The organism is Azohydromonas australica DSM 1124 (genome assembly GCF_000430725.1).
GTDB lineage: Bacteria > Pseudomonadota > Gammaproteobacteria > Burkholderiales > Burkholderiaceae_C > Azohydromonas > Azohydromonas australica.
In genome coordinates this window covers 23,763-41,113 of sequence record NZ_AUMO01000079.1, presented here as the reverse complement: position 1 = coordinate 41,113, position 17,351 = coordinate 23,763, and the positions used below count along the sequence as shown (strand labels likewise).

9 protein-coding genes and 2 pseudogenes are annotated in these 17,351 nt (G+C 58.5%); 3 read left to right on the top strand and 8 right to left on the bottom strand.

Annotated elements, in window-relative coordinates; translation table 11 throughout:
• Positions 1 to 874 precede the first annotated feature (874 nt).
• A complete protein-coding gene (locus tag H537_RS51015; RefSeq protein WP_084150649.1) occupies positions 875 to 1,828 on the bottom strand; it encodes a LysR family transcriptional regulator in 954 nt (317 codons plus the stop codon).
• 937 nt (positions 1,829 to 2,765) lie between these two features.
• On the opposite strand from H537_RS51015, the gene H537_RS51010 reads away from it, so the two are divergent.
• Positions 2,766 to 3,194 carry a VOC family protein gene (locus H537_RS51010; protein WP_084150648.1) on the top strand — a complete coding sequence of 143 codons (429 nt, stop codon included), beginning with the start codon at positions 2,766 to 2,768 and terminating at the stop codon, positions 3,192 to 3,194.
• Between the two features lie 441 nt (positions 3,195 to 3,635).
• On the opposite strand, the pseudogene H537_RS57035 reads toward H537_RS51010, so the two are convergent.
• The 7 genes and pseudogenes from H537_RS57035 to H537_RS0113445 all read right to left on the bottom strand — a co-directional run.
• A pseudogene (locus H537_RS57035) lies at positions 3,636 to 4,075 on the bottom strand (transposase); the annotation flags it as partial.
• Positions 4,076 to 4,851: 776 nt separating this feature from the next.
• Positions 4,852 to 5,289 (bottom strand): annotated as a pseudogene (locus tag H537_RS0113460) (transposase); the annotation flags it as partial.
• A 317-nt stretch (positions 5,290 to 5,606) separates the two neighbouring features.
• Complete coding sequence (locus H537_RS42840; RefSeq protein ID WP_051242560.1) at positions 5,607 to 6,008, bottom strand: bacteriohemerythrin; 402 nt, start codon at positions 6,006 to 6,008, stop codon at positions 5,607 to 5,609.
• A gap of 365 nt (positions 6,009 to 6,373) precedes the next feature.
• On the bottom strand, positions 6,374 to 6,874 hold the full coding sequence (locus H537_RS51000; protein WP_084150647.1) for a response regulator: 501 nt from the start codon (positions 6,872 to 6,874) through the stop codon (positions 6,374 to 6,376).
• Between the two features lie 303 nt (positions 6,875 to 7,177).
• On the bottom strand, positions 7,178 to 7,432 hold the full coding sequence (locus H537_RS52760; RefSeq protein ID WP_156901676.1) for a hypothetical protein: 255 nt from the start codon (positions 7,430 to 7,432) through the stop codon (positions 7,178 to 7,180).
• 1,057 nt (positions 7,433 to 8,489) lie between these two features.
• Positions 8,490 to 9,026, bottom strand: coding sequence for a formaldehyde-activating enzyme (fae, locus tag H537_RS0113450; protein ID WP_028998339.1), 537 nt, complete (start codon positions 9,024 to 9,026; stop codon positions 8,490 to 8,492).
• A 1,041-nt stretch (positions 9,027 to 10,067) separates the two neighbouring features.
• A complete protein-coding gene (locus tag H537_RS0113445) occupies positions 10,068 to 12,065 on the bottom strand; it encodes a sigma-54-dependent Fis family transcriptional regulator (protein WP_028998338.1) in 1,998 nt (665 codons plus the stop codon).
• A gap of 826 nt (positions 12,066 to 12,891) precedes the next feature.
• Here H537_RS0113445 and xdhA point away from each other — a divergent pair.
• Both xdhA and xdhB read left to right on the top strand, forming a co-directional pair.
• Positions 12,892 to 14,535, top strand: coding sequence for a xanthine dehydrogenase small subunit (gene xdhA / locus H537_RS0113435; RefSeq protein ID WP_028998337.1), 1,644 nt, complete (start codon positions 12,892 to 12,894; stop codon positions 14,533 to 14,535).
• A gap of 26 nt (positions 14,536 to 14,561) precedes the next feature.
• Positions 14,562 to 16,895, top strand: coding sequence for a xanthine dehydrogenase molybdopterin binding subunit (gene xdhB, locus H537_RS42835; RefSeq protein ID WP_238446685.1), 2,334 nt, complete (start codon positions 14,562 to 14,564; stop codon positions 16,893 to 16,895).
• Positions 16,896 to 17,351: the final 456 nt, after the last annotated feature.

Below are 17,351 nucleotides of genomic sequence, written 5' to 3'. Positions count from 1 at the left end.
CTGTCCTTCTTTGAAGAAACACTGTGTGACCCGCAATGGACAGGCAACGTGTTGAACCGCCAACTGTCCCGCGAGCACGGTATGTGCCGCCAACAACAAGGGGTCTCACATACCCGCGAATGAATCGCGCTGTGAACTGATGGCAGCCCGGCTCTGCAAAGTGCTGCTCACGGAGTCAGCGTCAACGCCAAGTCCGTCTTGGTGACCTCAACGGCCGGGGGCAGGAGGACGTCCACCAAGTGAAAACGGTCTACAACCACCAGGTATGGCCAAGGCCCGGATCAACGGACAGCTTTGTGGCGTGGTGACCAAGTACCTACCGTATTGTCTGGCACGGGTACGCATTTAGGCGTGGGGGGTATAAGCGGCATCAAGCTCGACCACCTTTATCATCCCAGGGTTCGCCCACCCGTTCATCACCCCATAACGCAACCAGCACCACGGCCTTTCAAGTGCTGCCGGCCGGCAGCGAGCAAGCCCTGCACTTCGTCGTGTGGCGAGGAAATCACCTGCAACCCGTCCCCTCAGCATGACCTGGAAACGGCCAGGATGCGTCCGCGTGCCTCACGCAATCGAGTTGACATCAACGAACTTGAACTTCTCCAGACCGTCTTCCCTAGAAAAACGGGCACGGTAGAGGGCAAGCAGCATCAAGTTCGTTGGTGCCGTCTCAATAATGGAGCGTTCGGCCGAAGACCGAAATCACACCAAAGCCCAGATCGTTTGCAGCTAAAACTAAGTGCTGCGAAGCGCACGCAATGAGGAGGGCCACCTGCAGACCAATACCACCGCACTGCACTAGGCGGCAACCTTGGTTGCTTCGATCAACAAAAGATTTGTGCTTTGCATGGATGCAAATTAATCCGCAACATCGTCAAGACTTTAAAAACATTCGAGGGACGGTGGCGACGTACGTGTTAATCGGTTCAATATCTTCCATGCTGGAAGTCAGAAGCTCGATGAATGACTGAACTTTTTTCGCCCTCTGACGTTGCCGCTGATAGACACAAAAAATTCGCTTTCGTTCTGGCTTCCATTCCGGCAATACAGACACTAGGGTGCCAAGTTTCACCTCTGGCTTGGCGAAGAAATCGGGCAGCAAGGCGATTCCCAGTCCATCGACGCAGAACGTCTTCATCACCCAGTAGTCGTTGGTCGCGACAACCGACCGAGACACGAATGGATGCGACGACCGATCAGAATGCAGCATTGTCACACCTGAAAATTCAGGCTTTCGTAGCACTATGGAGGTATGAGCAGTTAGCGACTTTGGCCGTACCGGCGCACTGTTCCTTGCGATATATGAAGGGCTCGCATACAGGCCGTAGGTCAATTTCCCAACCAGCTTCGCTACAACGTCTGGCGCATCTGGCGGTTCCGAACAGACATAGCAGTCTACATCTTCAATGCGAGGTGAATCTTCTCGCCCAGCGGCGTCGAGCTCACAGTGAATATTCGGATACCTCTCTAGAAACAGCCTTGAGACATGGCATACGAACGTTGTCGTGAAGTGGTTCTCAGCTAAAATCCGCAGCCGTCCTTTGCTGCCATTGGCCATCTCTTGGACCTCATGACGCGCGGCCTCCCACCGACCCGTGACGTCAGACAACAACGCCTCACAATGGGCATGGAGCGCCAAGCCTGCCTCGGTAGGCGTTATTTTTCGGGAGGACCGAGCCAGCAACTGCACGCCCAGCTCTTCTTCAAGCTTGCCAAGTAAGCGACTCAACGTTGCTTTGGAAACGCCAGTCTGCGCTTCTGCTTTAGTAAGGCTGCCGGCACGCATGATCAGTGCGAATGCTTCAATCAGCTTAAGCTCAGTCTGCATAGGTCTTTTTTCCCAAACGCTGTTTCAAAAATGAAACGCAACGTCTCGGAGTCTACCTTTTCGACTTGCCCCGTGGCGTTTAAATTCAACACAACTGAAGAACTTTTCTCGTCTGCTGAAAGTTGCGCCACGCAAACGGAGTGTGAAGGAACTTGCCCTTACGCTGCTCCACTTGCTTCAGCCCCTTGCTGCCGGCGTTAGGAGCGGCTAGACAACCAGTCCGAGTTGGTTTTCCTGCTTTCGGCCGGAAAGCTCTGGCGACTAAAACCACGGGCACGACTTTGGGCAAGAGGGGCTCGAAAGAAATCCGGAAGATGAAATGTTCGGGAATCGCGTTCGGTGACTCTCAAATCCGCGGTACGCGCAGCCCTTGAAGAGCTGTGGTGACCGTCATCTCAGAAGCCGATTCCTAAATCTGCTTGTTAAGTGGAGGAAAGGGTTGACACAATGATGCACTACTCGAACGTACAAGCCGGCGTGCTGCTGCAGACAGGTGAAGCATCGCCACCGTCTTTCCCGCCTCGACGTGCATAGATGCGTAAGAGACAAGGCGCAACTTGTCCGGTCACGTCCATGATTACAGCAACCACTATTCCAAGGATAACGAACAATTCTCTGGAGTTCCTTGACGTAAAAAAAGGCGTTTAGCAAGGCCTCGTCGCGACTGCGCCATTTTTCATCCTGAATCAGGAGATGCAAGTTGCGTCATTAACCCATAGGCCAGCTCACCAAGACATTCACGGGCCCATTCTTGCGATGTGAATAAACCAGGTGCGCATCGGCACAAGCAGGCACGGGCGATAGCTGCGCAACGATGTGAAGGAGAACTGCCTCAGCGTTTACAGAAGACATACCACTGTCGCTTATCAGAGCGCTTCTGACATTACTCACCTATCGAAGAATTTCTGCCAATCATGGCAGATAGCAAGGACCACCAATGACGCCGTTGTTCAATGTTTTTTGTCGCAACATAGACAGACAATTCGACTTTTATCAGGGCATTCTAGGTTGGACTGAGATCAAGGAAGCCTCTTCACCCATCTACCGAGTCATTACAGGCGAAGGTATCCAGCTTGGGCTTAACGGATGGAAAGCGTATGACCTGCTGGACTTGGGGAACAGGAAAAGAGCAGATGAGGAAAATTTCGGAATTTCAACCATGTTGAGCTTTGTAGTAGAACAACCCAGCTTAGTTGACGAAATAGCAGGACGAGTGGGTTCTCTGGGCGGACGTATCGTCAAGGCTCCGTTTGCTACGTACTATGGGCACTGGCAGGTGGTGTTTTGCGACCCCGAAGGCAATGTAGGTCGGATCACATCACCCAGGTTACCTCATGGAATCGAACCGGCTCAGGTTGACATCTGACCTGACCGGAATCCAACTACGGTGAGCGGCGATTCGAAAATGCGTGAATTCATATCAAAGGAGTTGCGCTTTTTCTTATTCAATGCTGTGCTCTGAATTTCTTCCTGCAGCGCGGGTGAACGACGCAAGTGCTGCCGCGCCGGGATTGCGATCCCGGCGCAGCTTCGCCTCCAATGTCGACGAAAGGAACTCCAGCACTACCAGAGCCACTTGCATTGGCTTCCTCGCTCACGAATTTGGTGAACGCATCCTGCTGCTTGGATGCGTCCCAGAGCGGCGATGCAGGATGACAGGTTCAGGACGTACCAACGCTGCGGTCATTTCCTGCATATCGAAACCATTTCAATACATCCCCTAGGACGCGGATAAAGAATTGGCCGAGACTAAAGAATAGTGCAGGCGATAGATAAAACTCGCACCTGTCACCTGAACAACTGTGGATTATTTAGTCGGGCCTGCGAAATTCGTTTTGGTGCAGTAGTGCAATAGTTCGGCACCAGGGCGGACGATGCTCACGAGCCCGACCAGGTCGGCGCCACAGCGGCAGACGGTTTGGGGTCGGTGGCGCGCCGTCCAGCGAATATGGCGGCCAGGAATTGCAGGGAAAAAAACTGCTGCGATACCTAGACGAGCGATGGCGCGCAGCAGCCAGCGCAGGTTGTAGCCCGCGGCGCACAGCACCGTGTGTAGCGCATCCCCCTCGGCGCCCTTGAGCCAGCAGCGCTGCAATCCGTAGTCGTGCTTGGCGTGGCCGATGGCCGGCTCGATGGCTTGGCGCCGGCGCAGCCAGCGCCGCTGCAGTTTGGTCAGGCGCTTGATCTTGCCGCGGTGGATGAGCTGCACGGGGGGGCCACGGCGGCGTCCACGCCGCGGTAGCCCAGGTGTTGGCGGCGGTCTAAAAACGCGGTTTTCTGGCGGTCACGGCGTGCTTTTTGATCGCCATCGACACCGGCTGGCCAACGCATGGCGGTGCACGCCAGCACGTGGTCAGCGAGGTAGACGTCTCCAACGGCCGGCGTCTGGGCTCAGGAAGGGCGATCGCGGCCTCGTGGACGGCGCAGGAATCCCAGGCGCACGTAGGGCGTGAGCGGCTGCCGGCAGCAGCTGCAACGCCACCGGAGGGGCGTCGCAACGGCCGGCACCGCCGTGGCGGAGGCTGGCCCGTCAACCTGGGCTGCCAAGCCACCCTGGTGCGTCACGGCGCCGGCGTCTTCGTCCAGGACGGCTTCGGTGATGGGCGACGCCGTAGCCTGCTGGCGCGCGCGCCAGCGCCGCGAGCGCTCGGCGTGAAGCTGCCGTCCGCGCGGGCTGCCCTGGTATCGCTGGGCCGCCTCGCGGCGGCGGTCGCGTCGAGCTTGACCGGAGCACTCGCGGCCGCAGTACTGCTGCCCACGGTCGCACTGCCGGCACACCAGAACCTGCGCTTGGCAGCGGGCGCAGAGGAAGAACCGGGCGGAGTCGGACGTGGGCGGCATGGCAGCGTTCGTAGCGGGCCGCAGGTCTCGCGCGCTGTCAACGCCCACGGGCTGCACGACCCCAGCTTGAACGCCTGGTTCCGCCACCCATGCCGCCCTGCAGGGCGGCAAGGGTGGCGGGCTACTTCAAAGGTCGTCGCCGAAAAGCGCGCCCTCACCGCCAGAAAACCGCGCTTTTAGACCGCCATCAACAACTGCTCCACGCCGGCCTCGCCCAGCACGCGGCGGAAGCGCCCGATCTGCGTGGCGTCGCACGGCAGCCGCGGCTCGTAGTACTGCATGCCGCTGAAGAATTGCCAGACGACGTTCTCGCTCCAGCGCTCCACGATCGATTCGTCGCTCTCGTTGTAGGTGCGCTTGAGGTACAGCAGCGGGACCATGAGCCGGATGGGCAACCGCGGCCGCCCGGCATGGCTCACGCCCGCGCCGGCCACGGCCAGCGTCGGGCCGAAAAGGTCTGCGCCTTCGATGCTGTGGCCCGCGCGGTCCTTGTGCGCGAGCACCGGCGCCAACGCAGCTTCGATCTCCTTCCACGGCATGCGCGTGGCCAGCACGGCCAGCGGGTGCCGCATGTCGATCATGGTCTCCAACCGGGCACGGAAGAAGTCGTCGGTGCTCATCAAGCGGCCTCCAAAAACTCCCAAGAATCGAATACCGATAAGACGAATTCTGGCAGCTCCAATTACTGCCGCACACCCTAAAAATTCAATGGCAGCACGAACTTACAGCGTTTTGCAGGCACAACTATTTATCCTTTAGGATGTTGGAAAAAGAAGGTCAGGCTTTTTGATAGCCCTTCAATAGCAACAGCCCGCTCGGTGTGTGCAGTCCAGACCACTACTTATGCCGCACCAACTTCCGCCAAGCGGCCTCCAGCTCCAGATTCAAGGTGCCACTATGCAGACATCCCACCATCCCTGCTCAGCACAAAGTCGGATCACTGGATTCCATGGCCATTTTCAAGCGGCCTACTCAACGCCATTGATTCACCACACAGAGGATAACTGTTGATCCACGCGATCAGAGCCGCATCCAGATTGTCGGCATGCTCCGGAAACCACGCAAAGAGGCAAGAGGCAAATTCGTGCACCAAATCCACACCAACTTGCCCACTCGTGATCTGTCTGCGCAGCTGCTGCACAGAACTCAGCACAGCCGTGTGTTCCTCGATATGGTGCTTTTGATGTGGGAAGCCCGTGTCGAGCATCCAGCCATTTTCCCGCTCAAATTTCTTACGAGCATACGTGTCAAAGGCGTCTAGTGCCACCAGCATATCATACCCATTGCAGGTCAACAGCGTGAAGGCCACGGCGTAGAACTCTTCAAAACTCTCTTCCATAGGTTCAGCGTCCTTGAGACGTATTCGACTACATCAGCGCAACTGCGTCGACCGAGCGTTGGTGGATTGCTCCTAGGAAAAATCGGTATCACAGTGCCAGAACAATTTATTCCACACCGGCCTGCACAGATGAAGAGCACACTTTAGTGCGTTCGATGCCGCGAAGATTCAATGTGAGACACATCGCCTTTGTCGCGCGCCCCCGCAAACTACACTTTTCAACCTTAAAACTGTGGCTGGCACATTTAGAAGTACCAACCATGAATGAGATCTTCACTCTGCCGGGATGAAGTATTGAAGGGGCCTTTCAACTCCACAATTAAAAACAGGCGCTCGAAATAAATACAATCACCCACTCGACGGAGTCAACAGCTCATTAATGCCGCATCCGCATTAAAACAAAGCAAACTTTCTTGCAGCCTGACAACCTCTGGTTTTGAATTAACTTTCTTCCGGCGCAACACCAAATGACGCCGGCTTGCAACATCATCAATATTCTGTAAAAGTCGCCATATATCGATTGGCTTGACCCAATAGTCATCGAAGCCGCTATCCAACGCTTGCTTGATATGGTCCGGCATGGCATCACCGGAAAACACGATGCAGGGCAGACCTTGCGTGGCAGGATCGGCTCTCAGCGCCTGCAAGATATCGTAGGCGACCATGTCAGGCAGATGCATTTCAGTCACAACCAAATCAGGACTCACCTGCCGGCAAAGCTCCAGACCGCTACTTCCGTCTTTTGCACGATGCAATATGTAGTCAGCTCTGGAATCCAGCAGATATTTCATCAGCAACGCATTGGTGCGATCCGGCTCAATGTAGACTACTGTTGTACAGCCTCGTACAGAAACATCTTTATGCATGACTCATCCAGTTTGATGAAACACTTCCGCCTCCACTTGGAGCCAAAGGCACACATCAATCAATTTGCCTTGATAAGATTGCGCATTGTTCCGCGGTTGCCAACTGAGCAACGCATAAGGATTGGTATCGCAATCTATTGCAAACTCAGTCAGTAGGTGCGCCACTTGGACACCGGCTCGACGCCTTTGCCTAAACACCTACTTCAATAATTGATTCCACATGTCGCCAGTGCCATAAAAATCTGGTCTGAACCATACAGCCAGAATGCCTGCGATTGAAGGACTTGCCTAAAACGCATAGTTTCAGAACTGAAACGAGCAGCGCGTAGATATCCATTGTGAAGGCAGAGGGTTGCGTTTTTGCTCCTGCGGCAGTTCGGGTACGGATTCGTACTGCGCATCGAGCCGATATCGCTCCACCCTCAAGCTACACGCGTATGCGAGCGCTTTCAAAAGAAGCTCGATGTTCCCCGCACTGGTGTGAGTGGCGATCAGGAAGCGCACTTTTATGGCCGTGACGACGCGCTTTTTGCGGCCGTGGACGTCAAGCTGCCGCATGGCGCTGTATGCCGGCACACGGTCAACGAGCCGCAATTCCCACCATCGAGGCTTGGATCAGGGAAAGCCGTCGAGGCCCAGTGCGCGGCACAGGAACTACGGCGCACGCAAGGGCGTACGCGGCTGCCGGCAACAACTGTATCGCCACGGGCAGGGCCGCGTAGGCGTCAGAGCTACCGTGACGGTAGCCGCAGGCACCGGAGCGTCAATCAGGGCCGAAGATCAACCCTGGTGCGTCACGGTGCCGACGTCGTCGATCAAGACGCTTCGGTGATGGATGCCGCTGTGGCCGGCCGACGCACGCGCCAACGCCGCGAGCGCTCGGCATGGACCTGCCGTCCTCGCGGGCTGCACTGGTAACGCTGGGTCGCCTCGCGGCGACGCTCACGTCAAGCGTGACCGAAGCACTCACGGCCGCAGTACTGCTGTGCAGCGGTCGTACTGCCTGCACACCAAGCCGTGCACGCAGCAACGGGACTGCACGAAGACTCGAGCGGCTGCATGCGTGGGCGGCATGGCGGCAGCTGCTGGGTCCTCGCGCCAAGCACAGCCGGCCTCAGGTGGCGCACGTTGTCAACGCCTGGAAGGCTGCGCAATCCACCGCTTGAATGGCCAGTTCCGCAACCTCTGGCGTTCTGCAGAGCGCCAGGGGTTGCGGTCTCTTCCAAAGCTCGCGCCCGAAAAGCGCCTCGTCACCGCCGATAAACCGCGCTTTCTGACCGCTACCGACAAAGCGAGGCTTCAAGGCAGCGGCTCCCGTGGCCGTCCGTTATGTCGCCGCCCGCAATGTTGACGGGATAGCTCAAGGCGAGGCACCGAACGACTCAACATCATCGCCGGAAAGCAACGGATTCTGGCTGGTATCCTCGTTCGGTTTCCATCACCGCATGCGGACCTCGGCAGCTACCCCAACTGCACCTACCGAGATATAGCTGCCACCGCACTCTTTTAATGCAAATCTGTTGCATGGGAGACTTGTCGTTTTATGCGATTTGACACTACAGTCGTCCAGCAGCAACACGACATTCGTGGCTGGTGGTGCAGCGTTTGGATCAGATCAACTCCAATCGTCCATGTCATGTTTGACAGAGTGCCGTTTGGCTATCAACTCTTCAACGCTGGGCTGGTTCAACAGCGCACGTTTGATGGCGAGCTTGGTAGCCTCATAGTTGGTTCGGTACATGTCTTTCTTGTCTAACCGCGGATCAGCGGCACACCGTGGATCAATCCACACCAAGCTGATGATGCACAGGTGGTTCGCTTCGGATTGAGGAATGATGCCCTCGATCAGGCAGTCGACTACGGCATCGGCCGTGGCACTCTGAACCACACCGCCGAACAACTCGATATTGGTGCTGTCCTTGAGCGTTACCTTGGGGACCAGCATCGTGACCGGCCGCACCATCTGGTTGCAGGCGCGAATGGCAAACATGGCTGTGTGCCCCTTGGTCTGCGCCATCATGTTGGCAAAGGCCAGCCCCACCGGACCATCGGTACAGCCAATGAGGATCTCCGGCATGGCATCGGTGAACTGCCCTTCGCGGGCAAGAACAGTCGCCTCGCCGGCGCGAAAATAGTAGTCTTGAATCGTCATGGTGGTGATCGGAGCGCTCACGAGCGCCCGGAGTTGGAAAACGTGTGGGTTGTCCTCAGTCCACAGGCATCAGCAATTCACCCTGCCCGCTGAAACCAAATTCGTCAACGAAGCGCTTGACTAGGCGCTGAAGCAACGACGCAATGCAGTTTCCAGTGTAGCCAGGCCCGCGCGGTGAACTTCCAGGCCATGCCGGTCCCACTCGCAGACGCAGTGAATGTGGATGCTGATGCAAGCCCAATTCCTACTGTCATCAGGGTGCCGCGCGCTTGGTCCATGCCTGTATGAGGGGAAAAGTGCCTGGAACACAGCGTTCGGCCCGGTTGCTATCCGCAGGCCGCACAAGCCATCCTCGCTGATAAACACAGTCACGCTGCCACACCGCAGTCTGTCTCCAAAGCGCGTTGCTGCGTCGCTGTTGACAATGAGCCTTGCACTGAGAACTGACGTTCAGACATGCCGGCAGCTGCCCTGTCGCCCACGTCGCCGTGCACCACTGCGCGGTTGGGGCGGATCCCGAACCGGGTGTCGTCATACTACTGCGGTTCATTGCTGTCGATCTTCAATGCGTCGCCGTCATGCCTTCCACCTTGGACGAAATATCCCAAGGCGACCCACTCGATGCCATGCGAAAAAGACGATTGCTGCAGATTGATTTTTAGCATGGCACCTATTGCCTTGGGGTGCAGGCGACGAAGATCAGCACGCAACGACCGTAGCTGACGCGGCTTGGATTTTTCACTAGAGTACAGAGATTTTGGTCCACAGGTACTTGAGCGGCGAGTCGCAAGTTTCAAGAAAGTCAGTGCGACGCCGACTCCGCCGGGACGCCCCAAGTGCGGTGAGTTGATTTGACAATTATTGGTGCAGATGAACGAGCAGGTGTGAGGTACATCGTCTGCGTCGACCCTCATCGCCTGCATGACGTGTCAGCTGCTTGCAGCCGTCAAGCTGCCCACATTGCTGAGGCCGCACATAACAGCGTTCACCAAGGCGCCTGCATCAGCAAAGGCTGCTTGAGCGCCAATGTGCCCCTTGCGCTCAGCTTCGTTGCGATACAGGGATCTGGAGCTTGTGCAGCTTTCGGTACAACGTGTTTCTGCTGACTCCCAGTGCTTTTGCCACATTGCTGACGTTCCACCGGCTTTGCTCCAGTAGGCCCCACAGAGTCTGACGTTCAGCCGCCTGGATCAGGTTGAGCCCGCTGGGCGTGGCGCTGGAGGTCGAGGCCAAGGCCAGTTCAGCCTCGCTCGATGTCGAAGCTGATTGTGGATTCCCGGTCGGCTCTGGCAGCGATGCATCTGATTGATCGCATGCAATGGACGGCAGGTGCCGGCGCCCGACGGTTTGCCCATCGGAAAGGGCGACTGCAGTACGCAATACGTGTCGAAGCTGCCTGACGTTACCGGGCCAGGCATACCGCATCAGCAAATGCTCGGCCTCGGCGTCCAATGTAGACGCTCCGTCGCTCTCCTCCTGCAATATCTTTGCGATGAGCTCCGTCCGATCCGACCGCTCGCGCAAAGGCGGCAAACGAAGCTCAATGCCGTTGAGGCGATAATAGAGGTCTTCGCGGAAACGGCCTTCTGCAATCAAGCTCGGCAGATTTCGGTGGCTGGCGCTCATCAACTGGAATTCGACCGAGTGCGCTTCTTCGCTGCCCAGCGGGGTAACCTGCCGCTCATCGAGCACGCGCAGCAACCGGGCTTGTAAATCCAGCGGCATATCACCGATTTCATCGAGAAAGAGCGTGCCGCCGTTGGCCTGCAGGACCTTGCCCCGCCGGCCTGTGCGTTGTGCCCCCGTGAAGGCACCGGCACGGTATCCGAAGAGCTCGGCCTCGATCAGGTGCTCGGGGAGACTGGCACAGTTCACGGCGACAAAGGGTCCATCAGCATGCCTACTGCTTTCATGCACGGCACGGGCGAAAACCTCCTTGCCAGAGCCTGTTTCGCCACGAAGCAGGATCGGCGTTTTGCGCGCGATAACGCGGCGCGCGATGCCAAGGTGCTCGGTGAGGGTGCTATCACTGCCTACTGACGTATGACTTGTGATCCTGAGCGCACGGGGCTCGGGTGGACGGCGTTTATGAGTCGGGACCTCATCGCCTGCAGGAAGGCGCGCCACCGCAAAAAATCGATGCGCGCCGCTCACGCGGTATGTGGCCACCGGACGGAAGGACGATGCAACACTGCGTTGCACGATGTCATCCAACGAGGTTTCGAAGATGAGGTCAAGGCGACGCTCATCGAGATCGGCAAGTGATTTGATACCCAACTGAAACAGCGCGCTTCGGTTCGCAGCCAGCACGACCCCGTCTGGCGCCACGGCAAGTCTGCCCTCATGAAGAGTGCTCACGAACTCCGGACGACTGTGGAAATGAACCAGGCAAGTATTGTGGAATACCCGCTCCAGCAGCCGGTTCTCGATCATGCGAGCGGTCATGTCAAGCAGCACCAATACATGTTGCTGCATCAGGTTCGAACGACTCGTGACGTCAAGTACGGCTGTCATCCGGTTTGATGAGTCAAGAACCGGAACTGCAGAGCAGGTGAGCGAGGTCAGCTCGGTGAAAAAATGCTCGTCCTGCCTGACCGAGACTGGTCGTGCCGCAGCCAGGCAGGTACCCATGCCATTTGTTCCAACCTCGGACTCGCTCCAGACTGCGCCCACGTGGAAACCGACCGGCCTGAGCTCGCGCTCGAACTCGTCCGAGGACACCATGTGCAGGATCACACCGCTGGTGTCCGTCAATACGACCGAGGAGTATGGATCAGCGAGTTGCTGGAACAGCGTCGACATCTCGTGACGCGCACACTCAATGACATCAGCCATTCGCGCACGGCGTGCCGCCAGCTCACTACCCCTGTACACCGAAGGGCGCGGCGTACGCGTGGGGTCCAATCCGTGATCTTTGATGCAACGCATCCACGAGTTTGCAACCAGTTCAGTGACGCCGGCGATCCCGTTTCCGCTCTGTACAGCACTCCTTATCCGTTGAACATGCAAGTCTCCAGGAACGGGCATTAAAGTAGACATCACAACTTCTCAATGACAACACAAGCGTCTTTGGCGTTGGCTGGACTTTTAAAGCAGTTGCTTCACTGGTTTGGCACCCGGCTCCAACCTTCGCGGTGCCTGCCTGTCGCTTTCAACCTGCTTCTCCTCATCCTGCGAGATTTCGACCTCACCCTCGAGTTTTTCGTCAAGTTCCAAGCTTGCTCGTGATCTGGGCCCGGCAAACACCTCGCGTTTCATGGAGTCGGCAACACTCAACGCGCCAACGAGCGCCTCCGCCAACAGCGCTGCAAGCCCAGTGAAACTTCATCGAGTTCGTCAACGGTATGCCCTTCAGACTTACCCGCGTCCGCCATGAGCCGCCATGGCGACACGCTGGACACCCTGTCTGGACCGGTGAGACAGGAACTCGACGCTAGCAGTCATGAAAGTTCAAGCCCACGCTGTCACAAGGCCTCGCTGCATGCCTTTGTCGACGGTCTTGAGCAATCAAACATGCACCTTATCAGGTGCGATGCACCGTTGACGTTCCATAAATGAATCACTGGTTTTCATCTATGGATCAGCAGGCGAAGATTCATGTGAGTAGCGCAACGCAAGCACGGCTGTCACGTAAGTACTGACGTTGCTTCGTCCTGTCAGTAGCCTCTTTTTTGCATATAAGTTGCTAAATCATCTATCTATCGCGAACGCCGCCCTCGTTGAAATGCGTACGAAACACTGCGTCGAGTACAGCATGTACTCTCAAAGAGCATACGTTTTTGCTTATGTTTGCTATACGCTTGCTGGTATGTCAAAAGCGATGAAGGTCGGTTAGCTTTCAACCACCTACGGCAACACTTCCACCATGAATACACGGCCTATTCGGTTTTTCCATTTCGATCGTGGCGAGACGGTCAACGTCAATGACATGCCGACCACACAGACGGTTCTGCAGTGGCTTCGCGACGATGTGCACTGCACTGGAACCAAGGAAGGTTGTGCAGAGGGCGACTGCGGTGCCTGCACGGTCCTCGTGGCCGAGCTGGCTGGTACGGCAGGCACAACGGACACGGCGGATTCCACCGGTGGTACACGGGTAGGCGACCTGGTGATTCGGCCGGTAAACGCTTGCATCCAGTTTCTGCCCACGCTTGATGGCAAGGCACTGCTGACGGTGGAGGGTCTGCGTAGCATTGCTGGCGGTGCGCTGCACCCGGTGCAGCAGGCGTTGGTGGAATGCCACGGTTCGCAATGCGGTTTTTGTACGCCGGGCATCGCGGTGACGCTGACGTCGACCTACGAGCGCCACTGCGAGGCTGGCACACGGCCCACGCGCCAGCAACTGGCTGACGACCTCGCTGGCAACCTATGCCGCTGCACCGGCTACCGGCCAATCCTTGATGCCGGGCAGCGGATGTTCCAGTTTTTGCCGGCACGCCTAGAGACCAAGCCCATCGAGGCGGCGTTGCGCGACCTGCAGTCCCGCTCCGATGCGCACGGACCGGCCTTTGCCTACGAGGCGCCTGGGCGCAGCGTCGACATCAACGGCCAGACGCGGCGGGACCGTTATTGGGCACCACGCGATGTAGCCACGTTGGCGGCACTGCGTGAGAAGTACCCAGATGCACGCCTGCTGGCCGGCAGCACCGACATCGGCTTATGGGTCAACAAGCAGTTGCGTGACATTGGTGATTTGATCCACGTCGGACAAGTGGCCGAGCTACGCCGCATCGAGCGCGTGACCGACGACGCGGGGAGGCCGCTCATGCGCATTGGAGCGGCGGTGACGTTGGAAGACGCGTGGTCTGCTTTGGCGTCGGCCGTGCCCAACTTGGAGCAGCTGTGGATGCGGTTTGCTTCGCCGCCGGTGCGACATGCCGGCACGCTCGGTGGCAACCTGGCCAACGGCTCACCCATTGGAGATGGGGCCCCAGCCTTGATGGCGCTGGATACACGGCTCGTGTTGCGCAAGGGCGAGCGCCGTCGCGGGATGCTGCTGGAAGAGTTCTACCTCGACTACATGAAGAATGCGCTGGAGATCGGCGAATTTGTTGAGACGATCGACGTGCCACTGCCACTGCCCGATGTGCAGTACCGGTGCTACAAACTGTCCAAGCGCTTTGACTCTGATATCTCTGCAGTGTGCGCGGGATTGTCGGTAAGGCTGCACGAGGGTCGGGTTGAGCAGGTGCGCTTCGCTTTTGGCGGCATGGCCGCCACCGTGCGCCGCGCCGCTTGCGCTGAGGCATCGGTGCTCGGACGGCCATGGTCTGACGCGAACCTGCGTGAAGCAATGCAGGCGTTGACGCAGGACTTCCAGCCACTGACTGACATGCGCGCCAGCGCCGCGTACCGCATGCGCAGTGCGCAGAACCTGCTGTGGCGCTTCTGGCTGGAGACCCGGTGCGATCAGCCCCTGTCTTCGAAGGAAACCACCGTGTGGAGTGTGATGTCACACCAGCGCGTGGCACGACCGATGTCCGAGGATGCCCAAAGGAGCCCGCTGTGAACCGCGTGATTGACCTGCCCGCCGAAATCTGCGACGCGCCGCCTATAGCTGCCGGGGTGGTGCACTGGAGCATTCCACACGAATCGGCGCACCTGCATGTCAGCGGCACAGCGCCATACACCGATGACCTGCCGGAGGTGGCCGGCACGCTGCATGCGGCCCTGGGCTTGTCGCCGGTGGCGCACGGCCGTCTGCTTGACATCGACGTGGCTGTGTTGCGCTCTCAGCCGAATGTGGTGGCAGTGATCACCGCAGCCGATATTCCCGGCGAAAACAACTGCGGTCCGGTGGTGCATGACGATCCGATACTGGCCGATGGTGTGCTGCACTCGCTGGGCCAGCCGGTGTTTGCTGTAGTGGCGACAGACCGCGAGTCGGCTCGCCGGGCCGCGGCCCTGGCCAAGCAGGTGGTGCGGGTTGAGGAACTGCCGCCGCTGCTGACGCCGGAAGCCGCGCACGCTGCCGGCCAGTATGTGATGCCTCCCAAGCACCTCCTGCGAGGTGACGCCACCCAGGGCTTGGCTCAGGCGCCCCACCGGCTCCAGGGCACGGCTCGATTAGGCGGCCAGGAGCAGTTCTACTTGGAAGGGCAAATCTCCTATGCCCTCCCGACTGAGGACGGCGGGTTCAAGGTGTATTGCTCGACCCAGCATCCCAGCGAAATGCAGTTGCTGGTAGCGCATGCACTGGACCTGCAGGCGCACCACGTGCAGGTAGAGTGCCGACGCATGGGCGGAGCCTTTGGCGGCAAGGAATCGCAGTCGGCGATCTTTGCATGCATTGCAGCCGTGTGCGCTCGCAAACTGCGCCGCCCAGTGAAGTTGCGCCCTGACCGCGACGACGATTTCATGGTCACAGGCCGGCGTCACTGCTTCGTGTACGACTACGAAGTGGGCTTCGACGACGACGGCCGAATCCTGGGTGCACGCATTGACATGGTTTCACGCGCAGGTTACTCGGCCGACCTGTCGGCCGCGGTGATGACGCGGGCACTGTGCCATTTCGACAACGCCTACTGGTTGCCGAACGTGGAGATGCATGGCTACAGCGCACGCACCAATACGCAGAGCAACACTGCATTCCGTGGCTTCGGCGGTCCGCAAGGGGCATTTGCAATCGAGTACATCATGGACTCGGTTGCCCGCCATCTGGGCAAGGACCCACTGGCCGTGCGGCGCGCCAACTTCTATGGACAGGGCGATCGCAACGTCACGCCTTACGGCCAGACGGTACGCGATAACGTGATCCACCGCTTGGTCGACGAACTGGTTCAGCGCAGTGACTACGCCAAGCGCCGCGCCGACATCGACGCATTCAACTTGACCAGCCCGGTGCTCAAACGTGGCTTGGCACTGACGCCAGTGAAATTCGGCATCTCCTTTAACGTGGTGCACCTGAACCAAGCCGGCGCGCTGGTGCATGTTTACCAAGACGGCTCCGTGTTGGTAAACCACGGCGGCACTGAAATGGGCCAGGGACTCAACACCAAGGTAGCGCAGGTGGTGGCACACGAACTGGGCGTGCGCCTGGAGCGAGTGCGTGTGAGCGCTACCGACACGTCCAAGATCGCCAATACCTCTGCCACCGCGGCATCCACCGGAAGCGACCTCAACGGTAAAGCGGCTCAGAATGCGGCGCGCAAGATTCGCCAGCGCTTGGCCGAGCACGCGGCGGCGTTGCACGGCACCGCGGCCGACCAAGTGCGCTTTGCCGACGACGAGGTACTGGTGGCCGACCAGCGCCTTCCCTTCGCCACACTGGTGAAAGGTGCGTACATGGCGCGCTTGCAGCTGTGGTCTGACGGCTTCTACGCCACCCCGGGTCTGAACTGGAATCCGGATACGATGCAAGGGAACCCCTTCTTCTACTATGCGTATGGCGCGGCACTGAGTGAAGTGGTGGTGGACTCGCTGACAGGCGAGTCCAAGCTACTGCGTGCCGACGTGCTTCACGACGTTGGCCGCTCGCTGAACCCAGCACTGGACATTGGGCAGGTCGAGGGTGCCTTCATCCAGGGAATGGGCTGGCTGACCACGGAGGAACTGGTGTGGCATCCAAATACCGGCCGGTTGATGACGCACGCACCCAGCACTTACAAGATTCCAACGGCGAACGACTGTCCGCCGGTGCTCAACGTGCAACTGTTCGACAACCACAACACTTCCGATAGTATTCACCGCTCCAAGGCGGTGGGCGAGCCGCCGCTACTACTGCCGTTCTCGGTGTTCTTGGCCATCCGGGACGCCGTGTCTGCTGTGGGGAACCATCGGGTTGATCCGCCACTGCGCGCACCGGCAACGGCCGAAGCGGTGCTGGATGCAATTGATGCCGTGCAAGCAGCGGTTGCAAGGCTGGCATGAACGCGGCGTTTCACACCCGGCCCGCCGGGGGACTGTACGGCGCGTGTCAACGATGGCGGCAGAGGCTGAGCACACGCGCTGCTCGGTGCCGCACGAGGTCGACCGTGCCGGCAGGCTCCCATCACGCGAAACTCAAGGCAATCCAAACCACCCGGCAGCGACTGGTACGTGATTGGCCAGCATAGGCCACTGAGCGAAATTATTTGCTTGGGTCAGTGCCGCGGTGGTTATACGAGGCTTTGCCTTGCTCCGATGGACGCAGCCGCATTTCCAGGGCGGAGCCCATCGGACCCACTGTGCTTCATCCTGCGGGTGTACGAGACTGATTCTGTCGATCAAGCTATCGTGGCACCGATGGTTGACAGCGCTTGCCGGTTGTCTCTGACCGGACTAGGGCGAGCAGAAGATATCGGACACACCGATGCCTGAACAAGTCGAGCCGGGGTTCAGGACCTG

What these genes read in the sequence shown, in the direction of transcription:
- H537_RS51010 (WP_084150648.1), top strand. Translation starts at nt 2,766, where the DNA reads ATGACGCCGTTGTTCAATGTTTTTTGTCGCAACATAGACAGACAATTC.
- fae (WP_028998339.1), bottom strand. Translation starts at nt 9,026, where the DNA reads ATGACGATTCAAGACTACTATTTTCGCGCCGGCGAGGCGACTGTTCTT.
- H537_RS51000 (WP_084150647.1), bottom strand. Translation starts at nt 6,874, where the DNA reads ATGCATAAAGATGTTTCTGTACGAGGCTGTACAACAGTAGTCTACATT.
- H537_RS52760 (WP_156901676.1), bottom strand. Translation starts at nt 7,432, where the DNA reads ATGCGGCAGCTTGACGTCCACGGCCGCAAAAAGCGCGTCGTCACGGCC.
- H537_RS0113445 (WP_028998338.1), bottom strand. Translation starts at nt 12,065, where the DNA reads ATGTCTACTTTAATGCCCGTTCCTGGAGACTTGCATGTTCAACGGATA.
- H537_RS42840 (WP_051242560.1), bottom strand. Translation starts at nt 6,008, where the DNA reads ATGGAAGAGAGTTTTGAAGAGTTCTACGCCGTGGCCTTCACGCTGTTG.
- H537_RS51015 (WP_084150649.1), bottom strand. Translation starts at nt 1,828, where the DNA reads ATGCAGACTGAGCTTAAGCTGATTGAAGCATTCGCACTGATCATGCGT.
- xdhA (WP_028998337.1), top strand. Translation starts at nt 12,892, where the DNA reads ATGAATACACGGCCTATTCGGTTTTTCCATTTCGATCGTGGCGAGACG.